The sequence below is a fragment of the Planctomonas deserti genome (assembly GCF_003067705.1).
GTDB classification, from domain to species: domain Bacteria; phylum Actinomycetota; class Actinomycetes; order Actinomycetales; family Microbacteriaceae; genus Planctomonas; species Planctomonas deserti.
This window is the reverse complement of record NZ_QANL01000001.1, coordinates 1,234,543-1,251,927: the sequence shown is the minus strand read 5'-3', so window position 1 is coordinate 1,251,927 and position 17,385 is coordinate 1,234,543. Positions and strand designations below refer to the sequence as shown.

Here is a 17,385-nt window from a genome sequence, read left to right as displayed (position 1 = left end):
TTCGACAAGCTCAGCGACCGTACACGCGAACGGCCCCCTCCGGTCCCTGAGCCTGTCGAAGGGACGCGACCGAACCCGCGCAGGCACTCCACGTCGCTTCGACGACCTCAGCGACCGTGCACGCGACCGTGGGGCGGGTCAGAAGAGGCGGGGCAGGACCACGAGGACGGTGCCCTGCAGCGCGGACTCGTCGAGGGGGCCGAAGACCCGGGAGTCGATGGAGTCCAGGCGGTTGTCGCCGAGCAGGAACACCTGACCCTCGGGCACGCGCACCGGGCCGAAGAAGATGCCGCCCATGTCGCTGTTGTCCGCGTACGGCTCATCGAGCTCGCGCCCGTCGATGCGGAGGGCGCCGCCGTAGATCTCGACCGTCTGCCCCTCCGTGGCCATCAGCCGCTTGATGACCGTGGTGCCGTCGTCGAGGCGGGCGGAGACGAGGGAGCCCACCTCGACCGGTCCGAGCCGCGGCCCGAGCGCGTTGACCCACACCACGGTGCCGGCGTCGATCGTCGGCTCCATGCTGCCGGACGTCACGACGGTGGGCTGGAACACCAGGATGCGCACGGCGGCGAGAACGACGAGGCAGCCCGCGGCCACGGCGGCACCGCGGAACCGGCCGCGGGTCCCCCCGCGCCGGTGCGGCGGGACCCGCGGAGTCGACGGGGACGGGCCGGCAGCGGCCCCACCGGGGACTGCCGTGGCGGCGGTCGGGTCCGCGGGGCTGCTCACGCGTCCACCCGCGGTGCGACGACTACGCCGAAGGCGGGGGCCGGGGCGGCCGGAAGGGACGTGCCGTCCGGTTCGGCGCCCGACCGACGGGTCACCAGGACCGCCGCCGCGGCGAGGCCCAGCCCAGCGATGCTCCAGAGCAGCGGACCAGCCCACTCCGGCGCCACGGCGGGCGCGTCGCCCCACGGGTTCCCCACCGCCCGGAACCAGACCTCCTCGAGCCCCGGTGCCTGCGCGCGGATCCACGCTCCGAAGGCGCCGATCACGATCGCCGCACCGGTGATCGCGAAGAGCCGGTCACCCCGGGACAGGCCCGCCGCCGGCACGACGGCCAGCGCGAACACGGTCCCCGCGGCGAGCGCGGCGATGACGGAGAGCGAGTACCCCGCCTCGGCGAGCGCGGCGTAGCGCTGCAGCGGTGACGCGAGGGTCGCCGTCAACGCGAGGGCCACGACGAGCGTCGGAAGGTGGGGCCGAGTGCTGATCCAGCGTGCGGGCCGGGCGAGCGAGCGAGCGACCTCGAGAGCGCCAAGCGTGCCGTCGCGGCGCGGTTCCACGGTGCGCTCGATCAGCGTCCCGGGTGCGCCGCCGACCAGGAGCAGCGGCACCACCGCGAGTACGACGGCCTGCGTCGCGGCGTGCGCGCTCAGCAGGAAGCCCTGATACATGTGCAGGCCGCCGTTGGTCACGACGAACAGCAGCGCGACGCCGCTGAGCCAGAGGACGCTCCGGCGCACCGGCCAGCCCTCGCCGCGGCTCCGCAGCCGACGGACGCCGCCGAGGTAGAGCACGGCCGCGAACCCGCAGACGAGCAGCCAGAGGGGGTCGATGCGCCACTGGGTCAGCGCGGGAACCACACCGAACACCGGCAGCAGGGCCCCGTCGACGCCGGTGTCCGGCGCGGCCGGCGGTGTCGTGCGGGCCAGAGCCGCCGCCACACCGGACGCCGCGCCCATGATCGTGAGCTCCACCACGACGAGCGCGGCGAAGTGGCGGCCCGCGGACGGGGCCCGACGGTCGAGGGCGCGCACGACGACGAGGCGCTGCGCCGCGCCGCACAGGAAGAGGAGGCCGAGCGCGGCCGTCTTGGCCAGGACAAGCGCTCCGTAGGCCGAGAACAGCTCCGACCACGTGCCCAGCGCGGCCCACGCCGCCACCACGCCGGACACGGCCAGCACGATGAACGCGGCCAGCGCGAAGGTGGAGTACCGCCGCACGAGCGTCGCCCGCTGATCCGCAGGCACTGCCGATCGCACGGCGATGAGGACGAGGAGCCCACCCAGCCACACCGAGGCCCCGGCCACGTGCAGGACGACGGCGACGGTGCTGTCGGCGTGACCGCGGCCGCCGGCGGCGTGCGAGTTGAGCACGAGAGGCACCGTACCCGCGAACGCGACGACACCCGTGAGCACGAGGGTCGCACGGGACCGGGCGGTGAAGACGAGCACCGCCGTGGTGGCGGCGAGCACGACGGCGGCGACCGTCGCGCGGCCGAGGGGAACGATGGTGAAGAACATCCAGAGGGCGTCACCGGCCTCCGGGGAGAGGATCGGCAGGTTCGCCACGGTCTGGAACGTGAGGATCGCGACCACGAGGGCGCAGGCGCTCCACGCAACCGCACCGGCGCGGGCAAGGACGAGGGCGCGCCTCCGGGCCGGGGTTCCCGGCGACAGCGCGGTCACCGCGAGAAGCAGAGCGCCGATCACCACGGACGCGGCGACGTTCACCCCCAGCTTCGCCATGGGCAGGCCCCAGATCACGAGGGGTCCGGTGCGGTCGAGGAGCGCGGGCTCCGCCGCCCTCGACAGCGTGAAGGCGAAGGTGAGGGCGAGCAGCCCGGCTCCCACCAGTGCCACCAGCGCGGTCCTCGTCGTCCCCATGATCCGCATCGTGCTTTCCTTCCGACCTGTGGCGCCTCTAGGCGGTCGCCGGCGCACGCATACCGTCCCGCAGCGACCTTGCGAAAAACCAACGTGGCGCCCGCGGCGGGACGAGCGGGAAGCCAGAAAGAGGGACGGGCGAGAGGACAAGTTTTTTCCAGGGCACGGCAACTACTCCTGAACCTGCACCGAGTGGTACGGCCGCCCCCCAGCCGGAAAGCACTCACGGCAACTCGCAGCACAGCACCCCCGGAACACAGCACCCCCTGGAGGCGACCCGCATCCGTGTCGCCTCCGCCCCCAACCCCTTCCCCCTTCCCCCTTCCCGCGAGCCCCCGCTCGCCGAGAGGACGAGACATGACCATCACACGACGCACAGCCCTTCAGGTCGGAGGCATCGGTGCCATCGGCGCCGCGGCTCTCACCGTCCCGCTGACCCAGGCGCAGGCCTCGACGCCCAGCACGCTGGCCACCGCCAACTTCCCCAAGCGCTTCGCGACGCCGCTTCCCATTCCCAAGGAACTCCCTCGATCGACGTCGCCCGACGCGGAGGCGAGCCCCTACTACGAGATCAGCGAGCTGGCGGCCGAAGCGGACATCGTGCCCGGCCTGAAGACCACCGTGCTCGGCTACAACGGCGTCTTCCCCGGTCCGACGATCGTCGCGGACAAGGGCGAGCCCATCCGGGTGAAGGTCCGCAACAAGCTGCCGCTGCTCCACCCCACCTGGGGACACGCGCTCCACACCTCGACCCACCTGCACGGGTCCGCCTCCCTGCCGCAGTACGACGGGTACGCCAGCGACCTCACCGCGAAGGACCAGAGCAAGACCTATCGCTACCCGAACAGCCAGCCGGCCCGGACGCTCTGGTACCACGATCACGCCGTGCACAACACGGCGCAGAACGCGTACTCGGGCCTGGCGGGGCAGTACCACCTCCACGACGACGACGAGCGCCGGCTGCTCCCGCAGGGCGAGTTCGACGTGCCCCTCACCGTGACGGACGCGATGTTCTCGCGGAACGGGAAGCTGTCCTACGACGACAAGACCCAGTCCGGGCTGTGGGGAGACGTGATCCTGGTCAACGGCAAGCCCTGGCCGGTCATGAAGGTCAAGCGCCGCATCTACCGCTTCCGCGTGCTGAACGCGTCGATCTCCCGGTCCTACCGGTTCTCGCTGAGCAACGGAGCCCCCGTCACCATGGTGGCCACCGACGGCGGCCTCATGCCCGTCGCTCAGACGGTGACCTCCTGGCGGCACGCCGGCGCCGAGCGCTACGAGGTCCTCATCGACTTCTCCAAGTACGCCCCCGGGACGCGCATCGAGCTGCGCAATGCGTCGAACAAGAACAACATCGACTTCGACTTCACCGGCAAGGTCATGGCCTTCGACGTGACGGCCGACCCCGTGGACCTGTCCGACCCGAAGGCGACCAAGCTGCCGACGACCCTCGTGCCGAGCACGGCGATGTCGCTCAAGCCGTCGGACGCCGTGAAGACTCGGCGCTTCCGGCTCAAGCGCGACAACAACATCTGGACCATCGACGGCATCACCTGGGGTGACGTCATCGCGAGCGAGTACCAGAAGGTCATCGCAGACCCCGACTACGACGCCGTCGAGATCTGGGAGTTCGAAAACAGCTCCGGCGGCTGGTACCACCCGCTGCACATCCACCTCGTCGACTTCCAGATCCTCTCCCGCAACGGCAATCCGCCGTTCGCCTGGGAGAAGGGCCCGAAGGACGTCGTCTACGTCGGTGAGGGCGAGACCGTGCGGCTGATCATGCGGTTCGAGCACCAGAAGGGCCGCTACATGGTGCACTGCCACAACCTGCCGCACGAGGACCACGACATGATGGCCCAGTTCAGCGTCGGCTACAAGGCGGGCGACTACGACGCGAACGACCCGATCAAGGCGGACCCGGCCAAGTACGACTGACGCCGCCGCACAGGACCACTGATCCGCGGGTAGCGAGTGGACGCGCTACCCGCGGATCAGTGCATTCAGGGTCCGGGCGTTGCGCACCGCGTTGCCGCCCCCGTCGTTGTTGAAGTAGGCGTACACGTCCACGCCCGCGTCCGCCCACTCACGGATGCGGTCCGCCCACCAGCGCAGGTCGTCGTCGGAGTACGAGCCGCCATAAAGGTGGTGCGGATCGGGACCGTGCAGACGCACGTACGCGCGAGGCGCCGTGACGCGCAGCACGCAGGGCAGCCCCGCGCCGCTCATCACGCAGTACGCGGTGCCGTGCCGCTCCAGCAGCCGGAACACCTCCTCGGTATGCCAGCTCTCATGCCGGAACTCCACCGCGACGTCGATCCAGTCCGGCAGCCGGCCCAGGAAGTAGTCGAGTCGCGCGTCGTCGCGGGCGAGGTGCGGCGGGAGCTGCACGAGCAGCACCGCCCGCTTGTCCCCGAGCTCGTGCCAGCACCGGGCAATCCGATCGATCCACGCCTCCGGCGCGAAGAGCCGCTTGGCGTGGGTCAGCCCGCGCGGCGCCTTGACCGACAGCCGGAAGCCGGGCGGCAGTCGCCGGCGCCAGCTCGCGAAGCCGGCCACGCGCGGCCAGCGATAGAAGCTCGCGTTCAGCTCTACGGTGGGGAACTCGGCGACGTAGTGGCCGAGGCGGTCCCAGCGCGAGGTCCCGTGCGGATAGAGCACGCCGTCCCAGTGCTCATAGCTCCAGCCCGAGGTGCCGACCCACACGCCCATCCTGTTCCCCCTCTCCCCCGCTCACGGTAACCGAGCCCGGGTGCCCGACAGGCGCATGGCCCGCGTCGGCAGGTCGCCGGCGGCACCCGCCGCGACCCGCGCAATGGCACGATGGACAATGACGCCGAGGACGGCGTCCGAGCAGACTCGGTAATCGAGGACGTCGTCGTGGGGAGGCCAGCAGGTGCGCATACCGCCGGCCGATGAGGCGCGGGCGACCGAGGAGGGCCTCCTCGTCGCTCGGGCGGCGCTCGTGCTGGCCGTGCGCAACTGGATCATCCTGCGTGCCCTGCGCGACCGCGCTCCGTTCAGCACCGAGGAGACCGCTCAGGCCGTCCGCCGCGAGCTCGGCCGGCTGGCCGGGGAGCAGGAGGGCTACGCGATCCGGGCGGGCGTGCTCCGTCGCCGCGCCGAGCGCCTGGTGGGCAAGGCTCGGCACGAGCACGACTACGGCGCGGAGGACGAGCCCGTGCTGCGTCAGCGCCAGGTCGTGCACAGCGCGCTGGCGAAGGAGCTGACCGCCTTCGCGGACGATCCCGACTACGTCGACGAGGTGGTGCGGGACGCGCACCGGCAGGCCATGGACGACGTCGGCGTCGCGATTCTCAACGGCGTGGGGTGGACCGGTCCGAAGGACGCGAGATACGACGCCGAGCGGGAAGACCGCCTGCTCGACCTGCGCACGGACCTGCGCCGCCTGAGGTGGCGCACGCTCTGACCCGCGCGAAGCGGGATCACGGGAAGGATGGGACAGATGAACGGTGACCACGTCGTCCTGCTGGGCGACTCGATCCTCGACAATGGCGCGTACGTCGGCGGCGGGCCCGACGTGGTCGCTCAGGTTAGGGACGCCCTCCCGCAGGGCTGGAACGCCACCCTCCTCGCGGTGGACGGCGACGTGATCGACGGCGTGCGCCGCCAGCTGTCGGGTCGCCCGGATGACGCCAGCCACCTGGTGGTGAGCGTCGGCGGCAACGACGCGCTCGGCTTCGCCCACCTGCTGAACGCACCCGTCTCGAGCGTCGCCGAGGCGATCGCGACCCTCGGCGCGCAGCAGGGCCCATTCACCACGGCGTACGAGGCGATGCTCGACGCGGTGCTGGCGACGGGACTGCCCCTCGCGGTGTGCACGATCTACGACACGCCCCCGTCGGCGCCCAACCACGCCGTCATCCGCACCGCGATCGGTCTGTTCAACGACTGCATCACGCGTGCCGCCTTCGCCCGCGGCGTCGACCTGCTCGACCTGCGGCTCATCTGCTCGGAGGACGCCGACTACGCGAACCCGATCGAGCCGTCCTCCGTCGGCGGCGCGAAGATCGCCAGGGCGATCGCGGAGTGGGCCGCGGGGGATCACGATCCGCGCCCGTCGCGCGTGATCCGCTGAGGCCCGAGCGGGTTCGGGCCCGGGCGCCGGTCTCGTCTCTTCGGCGAGCCCAGGACCGTGTGGTGCCGCTGGGGGTCGCGGTTGCGGGTGATACCGCGGCATCGTCAGCGTGGCGTCACAATGGTGTCATGGACCTGTCGCAGTACATCGAGGACCTGCACCGCCAGCTGGCGGTAGCGGCCGACGCCGGCGGTGAGGAGGCGCGGCAGCTGGCCGAGCGCCTCGCCGCGCCGTTGGAGGCGGCGACCCGGCTCGTGCTGCTCGACGCGCTCGCGGCGGCGGCGAGCGAGATCACCCGGGACCTCGCTCCCGGGTCGGTGGACGTGCGCTTGCGGGGCCGCGACCCCGAGTTCGTCGTCACCCTTCCCGCCGCCGATGCATTCGCCGAAGTCGAGCTCGACCACAGGGACTCGCGGCCCGCGCGCCCGCTGCCGAGCACCCCCACCGGGGCGGACGCCGACGAGGGCGCCACCTCGCGCACCACGCTGCGCCTGCCCGACCACCTCAAGTCACGGGTCGAGGACGCGGCGAGCAGGGAGGGGATCTCCGTCAACTCCTGGCTGGTCCGCGCGGTCGGTGACGCGCTCGAGGCCAAGAACCGACCCCGCAAGCAGCGGGATCAGCACGACGTCGGCTCCCGCTTCACCGGCTGGGTGCGCTGACACCATGCCCACCTTCCCCACTGCGCACCCCGTCTCGGTGGTGATCGGCCTGACCGTCGGCGACGTGCGGATCCACGCCGGCGACCGCACCGACACCGTGGTGGAGATCCGCCCCGCCGACCCCGGCCGTGCCGCAGACGTGCGAGCCGCCGAGCACGCCCGAGTGCAGTACGACCGGGGCGAGCTGCGCATCACGGCCCCGCGCGGCTGGAAGCAGTACTCGCCCTTCGGCGGGCGGGAGTCGATCGAGGTGAGCGTCGAGGTGCCCACCGGCTCGCGGGTGCACGGGGAGACGGTCGTCGGCAGCCTCTACGCCAGCGGGCAGCTGTCGGAGTGCTCGATCACGACCGGCGTCGGCGACATCCACCTCCAGCGGACGGGGGCGCTGGAGCTGCGCACCGGCAGCGGGGACGTGTCCGTCGAGCACGCGACGGGCAACGTGGAGCTGACCACGTCCTCCGGGGCCATCCGAGCCCACCGGATCGACGGCAGCGCGGTCGTCAGGAACTCCTACGGCGCAACCAGGCTCGGCACGGTGACGGGCCCGCTGCGTTTCAACGGCGCGCACGGCGACCTCGCGGTGGACCGGGCGGGCGCCTCGGTCGTGGCGAGAACCGCCTACGGGAGCGTCCGAATCGCGGAGGCGGTGCGGGAGTCGCTCCTGCTCGAGTCCTCCTACGGGACGCTCGAGGCGGGCATCCGGAGGGGAACCGCCGCGTGGCTCGACCTCAGCACCCAGCACGGTCGGGTGCGGAACGAGCTGGCCGAGGACTCCGGCCCGGGCGCGGCCGACGAGACCGTGGAGGTGCGCGCGCGAAGCTCCTGGGGCGACATCATCATCCGCCGCTCCCCGGAGATGCCCGCTGAGGCGCCCATCGGGACCGCCGATCAGCCGCGTGCGGGGTCGTAGCGGAAGGCGAGGATCGATCCCGGGTTCGCGAGCGACTGGGTCGCATCCCCGTTGCCGCCTCGCGTGATGCCGGCGCTGTCCGTCGCCACGTAGATCGTCGCGCCGTCGGATGCGATCGCCGTGTCCCGATAGCGGTTGACCGAGATCCACAGCGGCTGGCTGGCACCGCTCAGCCGGCCGTCCGCGCCGACCGGCACCCGGTAGACCCTGCCGGTCTTGAGCGTCGTCATCAGCAGCGAGTCCTTCCAACCGGGGATGGCGGCGCCGGCGTAGTAGTCCAGGCTGGACGGCGCGATCGTCGGGTAGCACACGAAGTAGTAGCCGGACCCGTCGCAGGCGCTGCCCGTGAAGTCGTGTCCCGTGGGGACGGTGTAGTAGGCGCGGAGCGGCGGCACGAAAGCGGGGTCGGAGAACGACGACTCGCGTTGCTGGGGCACGGCGGCCGGGATCCGGTCCTCGTCGTACTGCACCGTGGTCCCGCAGCCCGTCGCCGCCGACCAGTTGGCGTAGACGTACGCGCTGTCGTCCTTGTAGCCGGCGACGTTCGGCCAGCCGTAGTTCCCACCCGCCCGCAGCAGGTTGATCTCGTCATCGGTCCTCGGGCCCTGCTCGGAGGAGTACAGCCGCCCGCTCGGCGCGAAGACGAGACCCTGGGGGTTGCGGTGCCCGTAGGTGAAGACGTGGCTGCGCACGCCCTTGATGGTGGGATTGTCGGACGGCACGCTGCCGTCGGTGTTCAGGCGCAGCGTCTTGCCCTGGTAGGCCGTCCAGTCCTTCGCTGCAACCTCCGCGGTCGTGGGCAGTCTCTGCGCGAGATTCGGCCGGCACGCGTTCTGGTTGTGGTTGTTGCCGCGATCACCGATCGTGTAGTTGAGCCGGCCATCGGGCGCGAGTACCAGGCGACCCGAGTTGTGATCGTTGCTGGCGGGCAGACCGGAGATCACCACGCGCGGGCTGTCGAGCGTCCGTGTTGCCGTGCGGTACGTGTAGCGAACCAGCTTCTGCTTCCGGTCGAGGGCCGAGCCGGAATTGGCGTCGTAGGTGTAGGCGAGGTAGACGAAGTTCGTAGGCCCTCCGGCGCGCAGTCCGGGATGGATCGCCATACCGAGGAGCCCGTCCTGGGTCCCCGGAGTGATCACCACGTCGGGGACCGTGAGGATGGTTCTGATGGCACCGGTGGCGGGATCCACCTGCGTCACCTCCCTGCTGGTCCGCTCGGTCACCCACAGTCGCCTGTCCGGGCCCTGCGCCACCTCGAAGGGATTGCTCAGCCCCGTCGCCACCACCCGCTTCGCGAAGTCCCCGCCGTCGGGAACCTCGGCCTCCGCCGCCGAAGCGGATGCGACGGTTCCGGCGGCGAGAAGCGCGGAGAGGGGGAGGAGCAGGGCGGCGAGGGCGGCCCGTCGGGGGAACGTCATAGTTCACTGCTTCCGGTGAGGATCCGATGCGGACGAAGCCGTCACCGTAACCCGGCCCGGAGCGACGGGTCAACCAACCGGGTCAGGGGCTATGACCGGAGCGTGGCCTCCTCACCGGTGTCCGCCGTCGCGGTGTTCGTCTCCCCCGCTGTGATCCGCGTCGCGGTGTTCGTCTCCCCTGAGGTGCCCGGCGCGAGCGACCGCGCGTCGCCGGAGCCGTCGACATCCGCGCTCGCCTGCTCGAACTGCGAGTTGTACAGCCGCCAGTAGGCGCCCTTCGCCGCGATCAGGGCGTCGTGGCTGCCCTGCTCCACGATACTGCCGTGCTCCATCACGAGGATGAGGTCCGCATCCCGGATGGTGGACAGGCGGTGGGCGATCACGAACGACGTGCGTCCCTCGCGCAGCGCGGCCATTGCGTGCTGAAGGAGTAGCTCGGTGCGCGTGTCCACCGACGAGGTGGCCTCGTCGAGGATGAGCACCGACGGCTGGGCGACGAACGCGCGGGCGATCGTGATGAGCTGCTTCTCGCCCGCGGACACGTTGGACGCGTCCTCGTCGAGCACGGTGTCGTACCCGTCCGGCAGCGAGTGCACGAAGCGGTCGACGTACGTCGCCCTCGCGGCGGTGAGGATCTCCTCGTCCGTCGCGGACTGCCTGCCGTAGCGGATGTTCTCTCGGATGCTGCCGGCGAAGAGCCACGGGTCCTGCAGCACCATGCCGGTCCGCGCCCGCACGTCATGCCGGGTGAGGGACGCGATGTCCTGCCCGTCGAGCAGGATCCGGCCGCCGTCGAGCTCGTAGAAGCGCATCACGAGGTTCACGAGCGTCGTCTTGCCCGCGCCGGTGGGGCCGACGATGGCCACGGTCTGCCCCGGCTCCACCCGGAACGACAGGTCGCGGATGAGGGGGTGCTCGGGCGAGTAGGAGAAGGAGACGTTCTCGAACACGATCGTGCCGTCGCCGTCCACCGGCGCCGGCGCATCCGCGCGGTCGGGCTCCTGCTCCTCCTCGTCCAGCAGCTCGAAGACGCGTTCCGCAGACGCCGTGCCGGACTGCACGACCGCCGCCATGCCGCCCAGCTCGGACAGCGGCTGCGTGAACTGCTGCGAGTACTGGATGAAGGCCTGCACGTCGCCGAGGCGAAGCTGGCCCGTGGTCACCATCAGGCCGCCGAGCACGGCGATGCCCACGTAGGTGAGGTTCCCGATGAACATCATGCCGGGCATGATCATGCCGGAGAGGAACTGCGCCCGGAACGCCGCCTGGTACAGCTCCTCGTTCTCGGCCTTGAACTTCTCGAGCGAGTCCTGCTCGCGCCCGAACACCTTCACGAGGGCGTGGCCGGAGAACGACTCCTCGACGCGCGCGTTCAGGCGGCCGACCTTGCGCCACTGCGTGGTGAACGCGGCCTGCGACTTCGGGCCGATGATGCCGAAGATGACGCCCATGAGCGGTAGCGACACGAGGGTCACCAGGGCGAGCTGCCACGAGATCGTGAACATCATGATGAGCACGCCGACGACGGTGAGCACCGAGGTGACGACCGTGGACAGCGCCTGCTGCATGGTCTGCGTGATGTTGTCGATGTCGTTGGTCACCCGGGAGATCAGCTCGCCGCGCTGCACACGGTCGAAGTACGCGAGGGGCAGGCGGTTGATCTTCGCCTCCACCGACTCGCGGAGCTGCCACATCGTGCGCATCATGATGACGTTGATGACGAAGCCCTGGAGCCAGGTGAGCACCGAGCTCGCGACGTAGAGCATCAGCACAATGCCAAGGATGCGTCCCAGCCGCACGAAGTCGACGCCCTCGCCGGGAACCAGGTTCTGCATGGCGGAGACGATGTTGGCGAGGTCGTCCTGCCCCGACGCGCGGAGCCCGTCCACCGCCTGCGCCTGACTCACGCCCGCGGGGAGCTGCAGCGATATGACGCCCTCGAAGATGATGTTCGTCGCCTCGCCGAGGATGCGCGGCGCGATGATCGCGAGCACGACGCCGATGGCGCCGAGGGCGGACACGAAGATGAACGCGAACGCGTGCGGGCGCAGCAGCCCGATCAGCCGCCCGAAGCTCTGGCCGAAGTTCGCCGCCTTGCCCGGCGCGACGCTCGACCAGTCGTCGGCGTTGATGCGCGCCTGCTCGGCGAGCTCGAGCTCGTACCGCTCCTCCTCGGTCAGAACCTTTTCCGGCTTCTCGGCCTTCGCCGGCTTCCCGGCCTTTCCCGCCTTCCCGGTCTTCTCGGCTCCGTCGGGCTTCTCGGCTCCGTCGGGCTTCTCGCCGCCCCTGCGCTTGGTGTGAGCCCCGCTCATCGCGTCGCCTCCACCCCGAGTTGCGACTGGACGATCTCCCGGTAGGTGGTGCTCGAGGTCAGGAGCTCGTCGTGGGTGCCGAGTCCCACGATGCGGCCGTCCTCGAGCACGACGATGCGATCCGCATCCGTCACGGTGGAGATGCGCTGGGCGACGACGATCTTCGTCACGCCCGGCAGCTCGCGCCAGAGCGCCTGTCTCAGGCGCGCGTCCGTTGTGAGGTCGAGGGCTGAGAAGGAGTCGTCGAACACGAGGATGCCCGGATTGTGGACGATGGCCCGCGCGATCGCCAGGCGCTGCCGCTGCCCGCCCGACACGTTCGTTCCGCCCTGGGCGATGCGGGCGCCGAGTCCACCCTCCATCTCGGCCACGAAGTCGCGTCCCTGGGCGATCTCGAGCGCACGCCAGAGCTCCTCGTCCGTCGCGTCCTCGCGGCCGAACCGCAGGTTCGACGCCACCGTGCCCGTGAACAGGAACGGCCGCTGCGGGACCAGCCCGATGGACGCCCACAGCGCCGACAGGTCCGCCTTGCGCACATCTGTGCCGTTCACGAGCACCGAGCCGCTCGTCACGTCGAACAGGCGCGGGAGGAGCGAGACGAGCGTGGTCTTGCCCGCACCGGTCGAGCCGACGATCGCGACGGTCTCCCCCGGCGCGGCGGAGAAGGTGATGTTCTCGAGCACGGCCCGCTCAGCACCCGGGTAGGTGAAGCCCGCGTCGCGGAACTCGATCGAGCCCGCGGCCGGGAAGCTGCGCTCAGCGTTCACGGGCCGGTGCAGGGTCGTCTCGCTGTTCAGCACGGCACCGATGCGCTCCCCGCTGACCGCGGCGCGCGGGATCATGATCGTCATGAAGCTGGCCATGAGCACGCCCATGAGGATCTGACCGACGTACTGCATGAAGGCGAACAGGGTGCCGATCTCCACCGTGCCCCGGTCGACTTCGATGCCGCCGAACCAGATGACGCCGACCACCGTGACGTTGAGCACGAGCATCGCGAGCGGGAAGAGCAGCACGAACAGGGAGCCGACCTTGCGGCCGACGACCATGATGTCGGTGTTGGCGAGGCGGAACCGCGCCTCCTCGATGGACTCCCGCACGAACGCCCGCACGACGCGGATGCCGCTCAGCTGCTCGCGCATGACGCGGTTCACGGTGTCCAGGCGCTTCTGGTAGCTGCGGAAGAGCGGCACCATGCGCCCGATGATGAGGCCGGCGACGACGAGGATCGTGGGCACCGAGACGCCGATGAGCCAGGAGAGGCCCACATCCTGCTGCAGCGCCATGATCACGCCGCCGATGGCGAGCAGGGGCGCCGTCACCAGCATGGTGGCGCCCATCATGGCCAGCATCTGCACCTGCTGCACGTCGTTCGTGTTGCGGGTGATGAGCGACCCGGCGCCGAACTGCGACACCTCGCGCTCCGAGAAGTTCGACACGCGCTCGAAGACGTCGTTGCGGATGTCCCGGCCGCACGCCATGGCCGCACGAGCGGCGAAGTAGGTCGCGATCACCGACGAGGTGATCTGGCCGAGCGAGATGGTGAGCATGAGCATGCCGGTCGACCAGATGTAGCCGGTGTCCCCCTTGGCGACGCCGTTGTTGATGATCTCGGCGTTCAGGCTCGGCAGGTAGAGGCTCGCCAGCGCCGAGAGGAACTGGAAGATCAACACGCCGAGCAGCAGCCGGCGGTAGGGCTTCAGGTACGTGAGGAGCAGCTTTCCGAGCATCGTCCCTCCGGACTGTCACAGCGACGTGGTCGCTCCGCACGATAACCGCGACCACCGACAATCGCGGCGGACCTCGACGGGTGCTCGAGCCGCCCGATTCCGGGCGCGCGGACGCCCCGGGAAGGGGCGGCGCGGGCGACCCTTCAGCGTGCCACTGCCCTTCGCCCGCGGTCAAGGCCGCGTTCGTGAACGTTCGTCGGCGGGGGCCCTCCGCTCATCCCCGCTCCCCTCAACGCAAGCCCCACACCCTCCGACCGCTTACGCCCTGCACCCCTCGACGCGCTGACGCCCCGCCCCCTGATCCCCGCACCCCTCGACGCAACTCAGCAGATCTGAGCCGACGCGCCGTCCAGGCGGCACAACACGCCGGGCTCCGGGTGGGATCTGCTGACTAACGTCCGGTCGAGGCGCGGTCCGCATTTCCCCGGCCGCGGAGGGCACAATGGGGCGACACCCGATGCAAAGGAGCACCCGATGTCATTCCAGGCCTATCTCGACACCGTCGAGGCGCAGACGGGGCTCACGCCCCGCCAGTTCATCGACCTCGCCCGCGAGCGCGGATTCGGACCGGACACCAAGGCGACTCCGATCCTCATGTGGCTGAAGCAGGAACACGACCTCGGTCATGGGCACGCGATGGCCATGGTGCACGTCATCAAGAACGGCGAGCGCATCAGCTCGGCGCACGTCGGGTCGACGGGCACGCACCGCGACCCGAAGGACCACCTCTGGCTCGACGGCGTCGCCACCAAGCCCGAGGGCTACTGACCCAACCCTCGAACCGCGCTTCCCGCCCCTGCCCAGGCAGCGGCACCCTGCCCACCCGCGCTTCCCGCCCCTGCCCAGGCAGCGGCATCCTGCCCAGCTTTACCCTGGGCAGGATGCTCGTGCCTGGGCAGGGGCGCTTAGGTGAGGTACAGACGCGCGGCATCCGCCGGCGGGCCTGCCCAAGGGCGGCTTCGCCGCGGGCGGCGCGCCTTAGACGACTTCCCCCGCCGGGCGGGGGATGCCCGGCACCGCGTGGGGGCCGCGATGCCGGGCTCTTTCAGGTTGCGCGACCACGAGGGTGCGTGGCCCTGGTTGAAACCTTCCGAGGGTTCCAACCGGCTTGAACGGGGCGGGAGTTCAGACGCTGCCACCGAACGTACTCACGGGTCCCCCATTGTGCGGACGCCCGGCGCGCGTATCCCAGCGAGTTCGGAGCGTGCGGTCCCGTCCCCTCGCGCCCCGGGGCCGGCGCTCCACCTCGGACGCAGCGCCGCACGGCAACACGAGCACACTTGCGCACAAATGAGCAGACTTGACCATCGGCCTGCCACGGCCCATACTCCCAGTGGGGCTCGACACACGCGCACGCAGCGGCGGCGCGTGGCCAGCGGGGGCCGGGAGTGAGGTTGGTCGTGGACTACAGCAGGCGCACATTCCTGGGGGCAGCAGGCGCTTTCGCCGCGACCGGCCTCCTCGCCGGTTGCGCGGGGTTCTCGAAGCCCGCGAGCTCGACCGGCGCGGACGAACTGAGCTTCACCACCTGGGGCAGCGAGGCGGAGGAGGCCGGCTTCCGCGCGAGCATCGCCGCCTTCGAGAAGGCGAACCCGGGCGCGAGCGTCACGCTCAACCTCGTGCCCTACGAGCAGATGTTCGAGAACATCGACGCGCAGCTGCAGTCGGGCACGGCGCCGGATGTCTTCCGCGTCGACTACGGCAACCTCGGCGTGTACTCGAGCCAGGATCAGCTGCTCGACCTGAGCTCCTACTTCGACGACGCCGCCGCGGACGCCTTCATCCCGGCGTTCTGGCGCGCCGTGCAGTTCGACGGCACCCCCTTCGGTGTGCCGCACCAGACCGACACGTCGGCGGTCCTCTACAACCGCGCCGCGTTCGAGGCCGCGGGGATCACGTCCGTACCGGACACGCTCGAGTCGGCCTGGACCTGGCAGGAGTTCGAGCAGGTGGCCCAGCAACTGCGTGACCAGCTGCCCGCCGACCGCTACCCCTTCGCCTACAACTGGCAGCAGGCGGGCGTGACCCGCTGGCTCAGCTGGCTCTTCCAGGCGGGCGGGCGCTACCTCGAGGACGACCTGAAGACCCCGGCCATCGACTCCCCTGAGGGTCGCGCCGCCCTCGACTTCACGAAGAGCTTCTTCACCAAGAACTTCGTCCCCGCCAACAGCTCGGTGAAGTCCTCGACGTACGCGAGCGACAGCTTCTACTCCGAGACCTCCGCGATGCTGTTCGCCGGCAACTTCCTACTCCCCGACGTCGACAGCCTCGCCGAGTTCGAGTGGGGCGCCACCTACATGCCGCGCAACGTGCGCGGCGCCAGCGACCTCGGCGGCAACGCCCTCGTCGCCACCGCGAGCACCGAGAAGGCCGACCTCGCCGCAGAGTTCCTCGCCTTCATGGTGAGCGAGGACCAGATGAGGAACTTCTGCGCCGCCACCACCGAGCTGCCGACCCTGCAGAGCCTCGTGGGCACCGACATCGAGTTCGCCACCCGGCCCGACGTCATGCCGATCTTCGTCGAGCAGGCGACGACCATCGAGGAGTCGGACGTCGCGCAGCTCGCCTCGCCGAACATGGCGGCGATCAACACCGTGCTCAGCGACCAGCTGGAGCTGGCGTTCACGCAGGGGCAGAGCACCGAGGAGACGCTCGCCAAGATCTCCGAGGGGATCGCGGCGGCGACCGCATGACCACGCGGGTGCTCACCGGCACTCCGGCCGCCCCACCCGCACCGCCGCGCCGCCCGCCCGTCCGGCGCGCATCCCGGCGGCGTGCGCTCAGCGACGCGCTGACCGGGTACACGTTCCTGCTGCCGAACCTCGTGCTGCTCGGGGTGTTCCTGTTCCTCCCCCTCGTCTGGGCGGTGCAGCTCAGCTTCCAGGAGACGGGCGGTTTCGGCGGCGGCGAGTTCGTGGGGCTCGCGAACTACGCCCGCCTGTTCGGGGACGCCGTCTTCTGGCAGTCGACCCTGAACACCGCGCTGTTCACTGTCGTGACCGTGCCGCTCAGCATGATCATCGGCCTGGCGCTCGCCGTGCTGATGAACTCGGTGCTTCCCGCACGGGGCCTCTTCCGCACGATCATCGTGCTGCCGATGGTGATCTCCGGCGTCGCGACCGCGCTGGTCGGGGTGCTCATCTTCGATCAGAACATCGGGATCATCAACAAGCTGCTGCGCGTCGTCGGGCTCGGCGCCGCGCCGTGGCAGTCCGACGGGGCCGCGGCCATCCTCTCCGTCGTGCTGGTGACGCTGTGGATCCGCAGCGGCTTCAACATGCTCATCTACCTGGCCGGCCTGCAGGGCGTCTCGCCCGAGCTGTACGAGTCGGCGCGCCTCGACGGGGCGGGGCCCTGGAACCAGTTCCGGTACATCACGTTGCCGATGGTCGGTCCGTCGACGTTCTTCCTGCTGATCATGAACGTGATCTACTCGTTCCAGGTGTTCGACATCATCTACGTGATGACGGGCGGCGGGCCCGGATACTCCACCTCCGTGCTGGTGACCTACGCGTACCAGAACGGATTCGTCACCCGGGATCAGGGATACGCGGCCGCGATCGGCATCGTGCTCCTGCTCATCACCCTCACCTTCACCGCCGTGCAGTGGCGAGCCAGCCGCACGCGCGACCTCGTCGAGTAAGG

Annotated in this window: 14 protein-coding genes; 8 read left to right on the top strand and 6 right to left on the bottom strand. The window is 70.3% G+C overall.

Annotated elements, in window-relative coordinates:
- Nucleotides 1–138: 138 nt before the first annotated feature.
- Together lepB and DAI20_RS05760 are read right to left on the bottom strand one after the other, a co-directional pair.
- Complete coding sequence (gene lepB, locus DAI20_RS05765; protein ID WP_159084928.1) at nucleotides 139–729, bottom strand: signal peptidase I; 591 nt, start codon at nucleotides 727–729, stop codon at nucleotides 139–141.
- The gene (locus DAI20_RS05760; RefSeq protein ID WP_108249532.1) at nucleotides 726–2,618 is read right to left on the bottom strand and encodes a bifunctional copper resistance protein CopD/cytochrome c oxidase assembly protein; all 1,893 of its coding nucleotides are present in this window, start codon (nucleotides 2,616–2,618) and stop codon (nucleotides 726–728) included. Before DAI20_RS05760 ends, lepB begins: the two co-directional genes overlap by 4 nt.
- 348 nt (nucleotides 2,619–2,966) lie before the next feature.
- Between DAI20_RS05760 and DAI20_RS05755 the strand changes: the two genes are divergently transcribed.
- The gene (locus DAI20_RS05755; RefSeq protein WP_108249531.1) at nucleotides 2,967–4,547 is read left to right on the top strand and encodes a multicopper oxidase family protein; all 1,581 of its coding nucleotides are present in this window, start codon (nucleotides 2,967–2,969) and stop codon (nucleotides 4,545–4,547) included.
- Nucleotides 4,548–4,592: 45 nt separating this feature from the next.
- Here the strand turns inward: DAI20_RS05755 and DAI20_RS05750 are convergent, their stop codons facing one another.
- The gene (locus tag DAI20_RS05750) at nucleotides 4,593–5,321 is read right to left on the bottom strand and encodes a DUF72 domain-containing protein (protein ID WP_108249530.1); all 729 of its coding nucleotides are present in this window, start codon (nucleotides 5,319–5,321) and stop codon (nucleotides 4,593–4,595) included.
- A 184-nt stretch (nucleotides 5,322–5,505) separates the two neighbouring features.
- Between DAI20_RS05750 and DAI20_RS05745 the strand changes: the two genes are divergently transcribed.
- The 4 genes from DAI20_RS05745 to DAI20_RS05730 all read left to right on the top strand — a co-directional run bounded on the left by DAI20_RS05745 (nucleotide 5,506) and on the right by DAI20_RS05730 (nucleotide 8,280).
- On the top strand, nucleotides 5,506–6,039 hold the full coding sequence (locus DAI20_RS05745; RefSeq protein WP_108249529.1) for a hypothetical protein: 534 nt from the start codon (nucleotides 5,506–5,508) through the stop codon (nucleotides 6,037–6,039).
- 36 nt (nucleotides 6,040–6,075) lie between these two features.
- Entirely contained in the window at nucleotides 6,076–6,708 is a 633-nt protein-coding gene (locus DAI20_RS05740; RefSeq protein ID WP_240605889.1) for an SGNH/GDSL hydrolase family protein, read from the top strand.
- 128 nt (nucleotides 6,709–6,836) lie between these two features.
- Nucleotides 6,837–7,370 carry a hypothetical protein gene (locus DAI20_RS05735; protein WP_108249527.1) on the top strand — a complete coding sequence of 178 codons (534 nt, stop codon included), beginning with the start codon at nucleotides 6,837–6,839 and terminating at the stop codon, nucleotides 7,368–7,370.
- Nucleotides 7,371–7,374: 4 nt separating this feature from the next.
- Nucleotides 7,375–8,280 (top strand): DUF4097 family beta strand repeat-containing protein, encoded by a 906-nt coding sequence (locus DAI20_RS05730; RefSeq protein ID WP_108249526.1) that lies wholly within the window; start codon nucleotides 7,375–7,377, stop codon nucleotides 8,278–8,280.
- Here the strand turns inward: DAI20_RS05730 and DAI20_RS05725 are convergent.
- The 3 genes from DAI20_RS05725 to DAI20_RS05715 form a co-directional block, all read right to left on the bottom strand.
- Nucleotides 8,259–9,698, bottom strand: a complete 1,440-nt coding sequence (locus tag DAI20_RS05725) for a glucose/sorbosone family PQQ-dependent dehydrogenase (protein ID WP_108249525.1) — start codon at nucleotides 9,696–9,698, stop codon at nucleotides 8,259–8,261. The genes DAI20_RS05730 and DAI20_RS05725 overlap by 22 nt on opposite strands.
- An 89-nt stretch (nucleotides 9,699–9,787) precedes the next feature.
- Nucleotides 9,788–12,010 (bottom strand): ABC transporter ATP-binding protein, encoded by a 2,223-nt coding sequence (locus DAI20_RS05720; RefSeq protein WP_108249524.1) that lies wholly within the window; start codon nucleotides 12,008–12,010, stop codon nucleotides 9,788–9,790.
- On the bottom strand, nucleotides 12,007–13,740 hold the full coding sequence (locus tag DAI20_RS05715) for an ABC transporter ATP-binding protein (protein WP_108249523.1): 1,734 nt from the start codon (nucleotides 13,738–13,740) through the stop codon (nucleotides 12,007–12,009). Before DAI20_RS05715 ends, DAI20_RS05720 begins: the two co-directional genes overlap by 4 nt.
- Nucleotides 13,741–14,214: 474 nt before the next feature.
- On the opposite strand from DAI20_RS05715, the gene DAI20_RS05710 reads away from it, so the two are divergent.
- The 3 genes from DAI20_RS05710 to DAI20_RS05695 all read left to right on the top strand — a co-directional run bounded on the left by DAI20_RS05710 (nucleotide 14,215) and on the right by DAI20_RS05695 (nucleotide 17,383).
- Complete coding sequence (locus DAI20_RS05710) at nucleotides 14,215–14,508, top strand: DUF4287 domain-containing protein (protein ID WP_108249522.1); 294 nt, start codon at nucleotides 14,215–14,217, stop codon at nucleotides 14,506–14,508.
- A 632-nt stretch (nucleotides 14,509–15,140) separates the two neighbouring features.
- Entirely contained in the window at nucleotides 15,141–16,433 is a 1,293-nt protein-coding gene (locus DAI20_RS05700; RefSeq protein WP_240605888.1) for an ABC transporter substrate-binding protein, read from the top strand.
- Complete coding sequence (locus DAI20_RS05695) at nucleotides 16,430–17,383, top strand: carbohydrate ABC transporter permease (RefSeq protein ID WP_108249521.1); 954 nt, start codon at nucleotides 16,430–16,432, stop codon at nucleotides 17,381–17,383. Before DAI20_RS05700 ends, DAI20_RS05695 begins: the two co-directional genes overlap by 4 nt.
- Nucleotides 17,384–17,385: the final 2 nt, after the last annotated feature.

Bases quoted from the DNA above. Each gene is read 5' to 3' on its own strand.
- DAI20_RS05755 (WP_108249531.1), top strand. From the start codon at position 2,967: ATGACCATCACACGACGCACAGCCCTTCAGGTCGGAGGCATCGGTGCC.
- DAI20_RS05695 (WP_108249521.1), top strand. From the start codon at position 16,430: ATGACCACGCGGGTGCTCACCGGCACTCCGGCCGCCCCACCCGCACCG.
- DAI20_RS05750 (WP_108249530.1), bottom strand. From the start codon at position 5,321: ATGGGCGTGTGGGTCGGCACCTCGGGCTGGAGCTATGAGCACTGGGAC.
- DAI20_RS05710 (WP_108249522.1), top strand. From the start codon at position 14,215: ATGTCATTCCAGGCCTATCTCGACACCGTCGAGGCGCAGACGGGGCTC.
- DAI20_RS05720 (WP_108249524.1), bottom strand. From the start codon at position 12,010: ATGAGCGGGGCTCACACCAAGCGCAGGGGCGGCGAGAAGCCCGACGGA.
- DAI20_RS05760 (WP_108249532.1), bottom strand. From the start codon at position 2,618: ATGCGGATCATGGGGACGACGAGGACCGCGCTGGTGGCACTGGTGGGA.
- DAI20_RS05730 (WP_108249526.1), top strand. From the start codon at position 7,375: ATGCCCACCTTCCCCACTGCGCACCCCGTCTCGGTGGTGATCGGCCTG.
- DAI20_RS05740 (WP_240605889.1), top strand. From the start codon at position 6,076: ATGAACGGTGACCACGTCGTCCTGCTGGGCGACTCGATCCTCGACAAT.
- DAI20_RS05725 (WP_108249525.1), bottom strand. From the start codon at position 9,698: ATGACGTTCCCCCGACGGGCCGCCCTCGCCGCCCTGCTCCTCCCCCTC.
- DAI20_RS05715 (WP_108249523.1), bottom strand. From the start codon at position 13,740: ATGCTCGGAAAGCTGCTCCTCACGTACCTGAAGCCCTACCGCCGGCTG.
- DAI20_RS05735 (WP_108249527.1), top strand. From the start codon at position 6,837: ATGGACCTGTCGCAGTACATCGAGGACCTGCACCGCCAGCTGGCGGTA.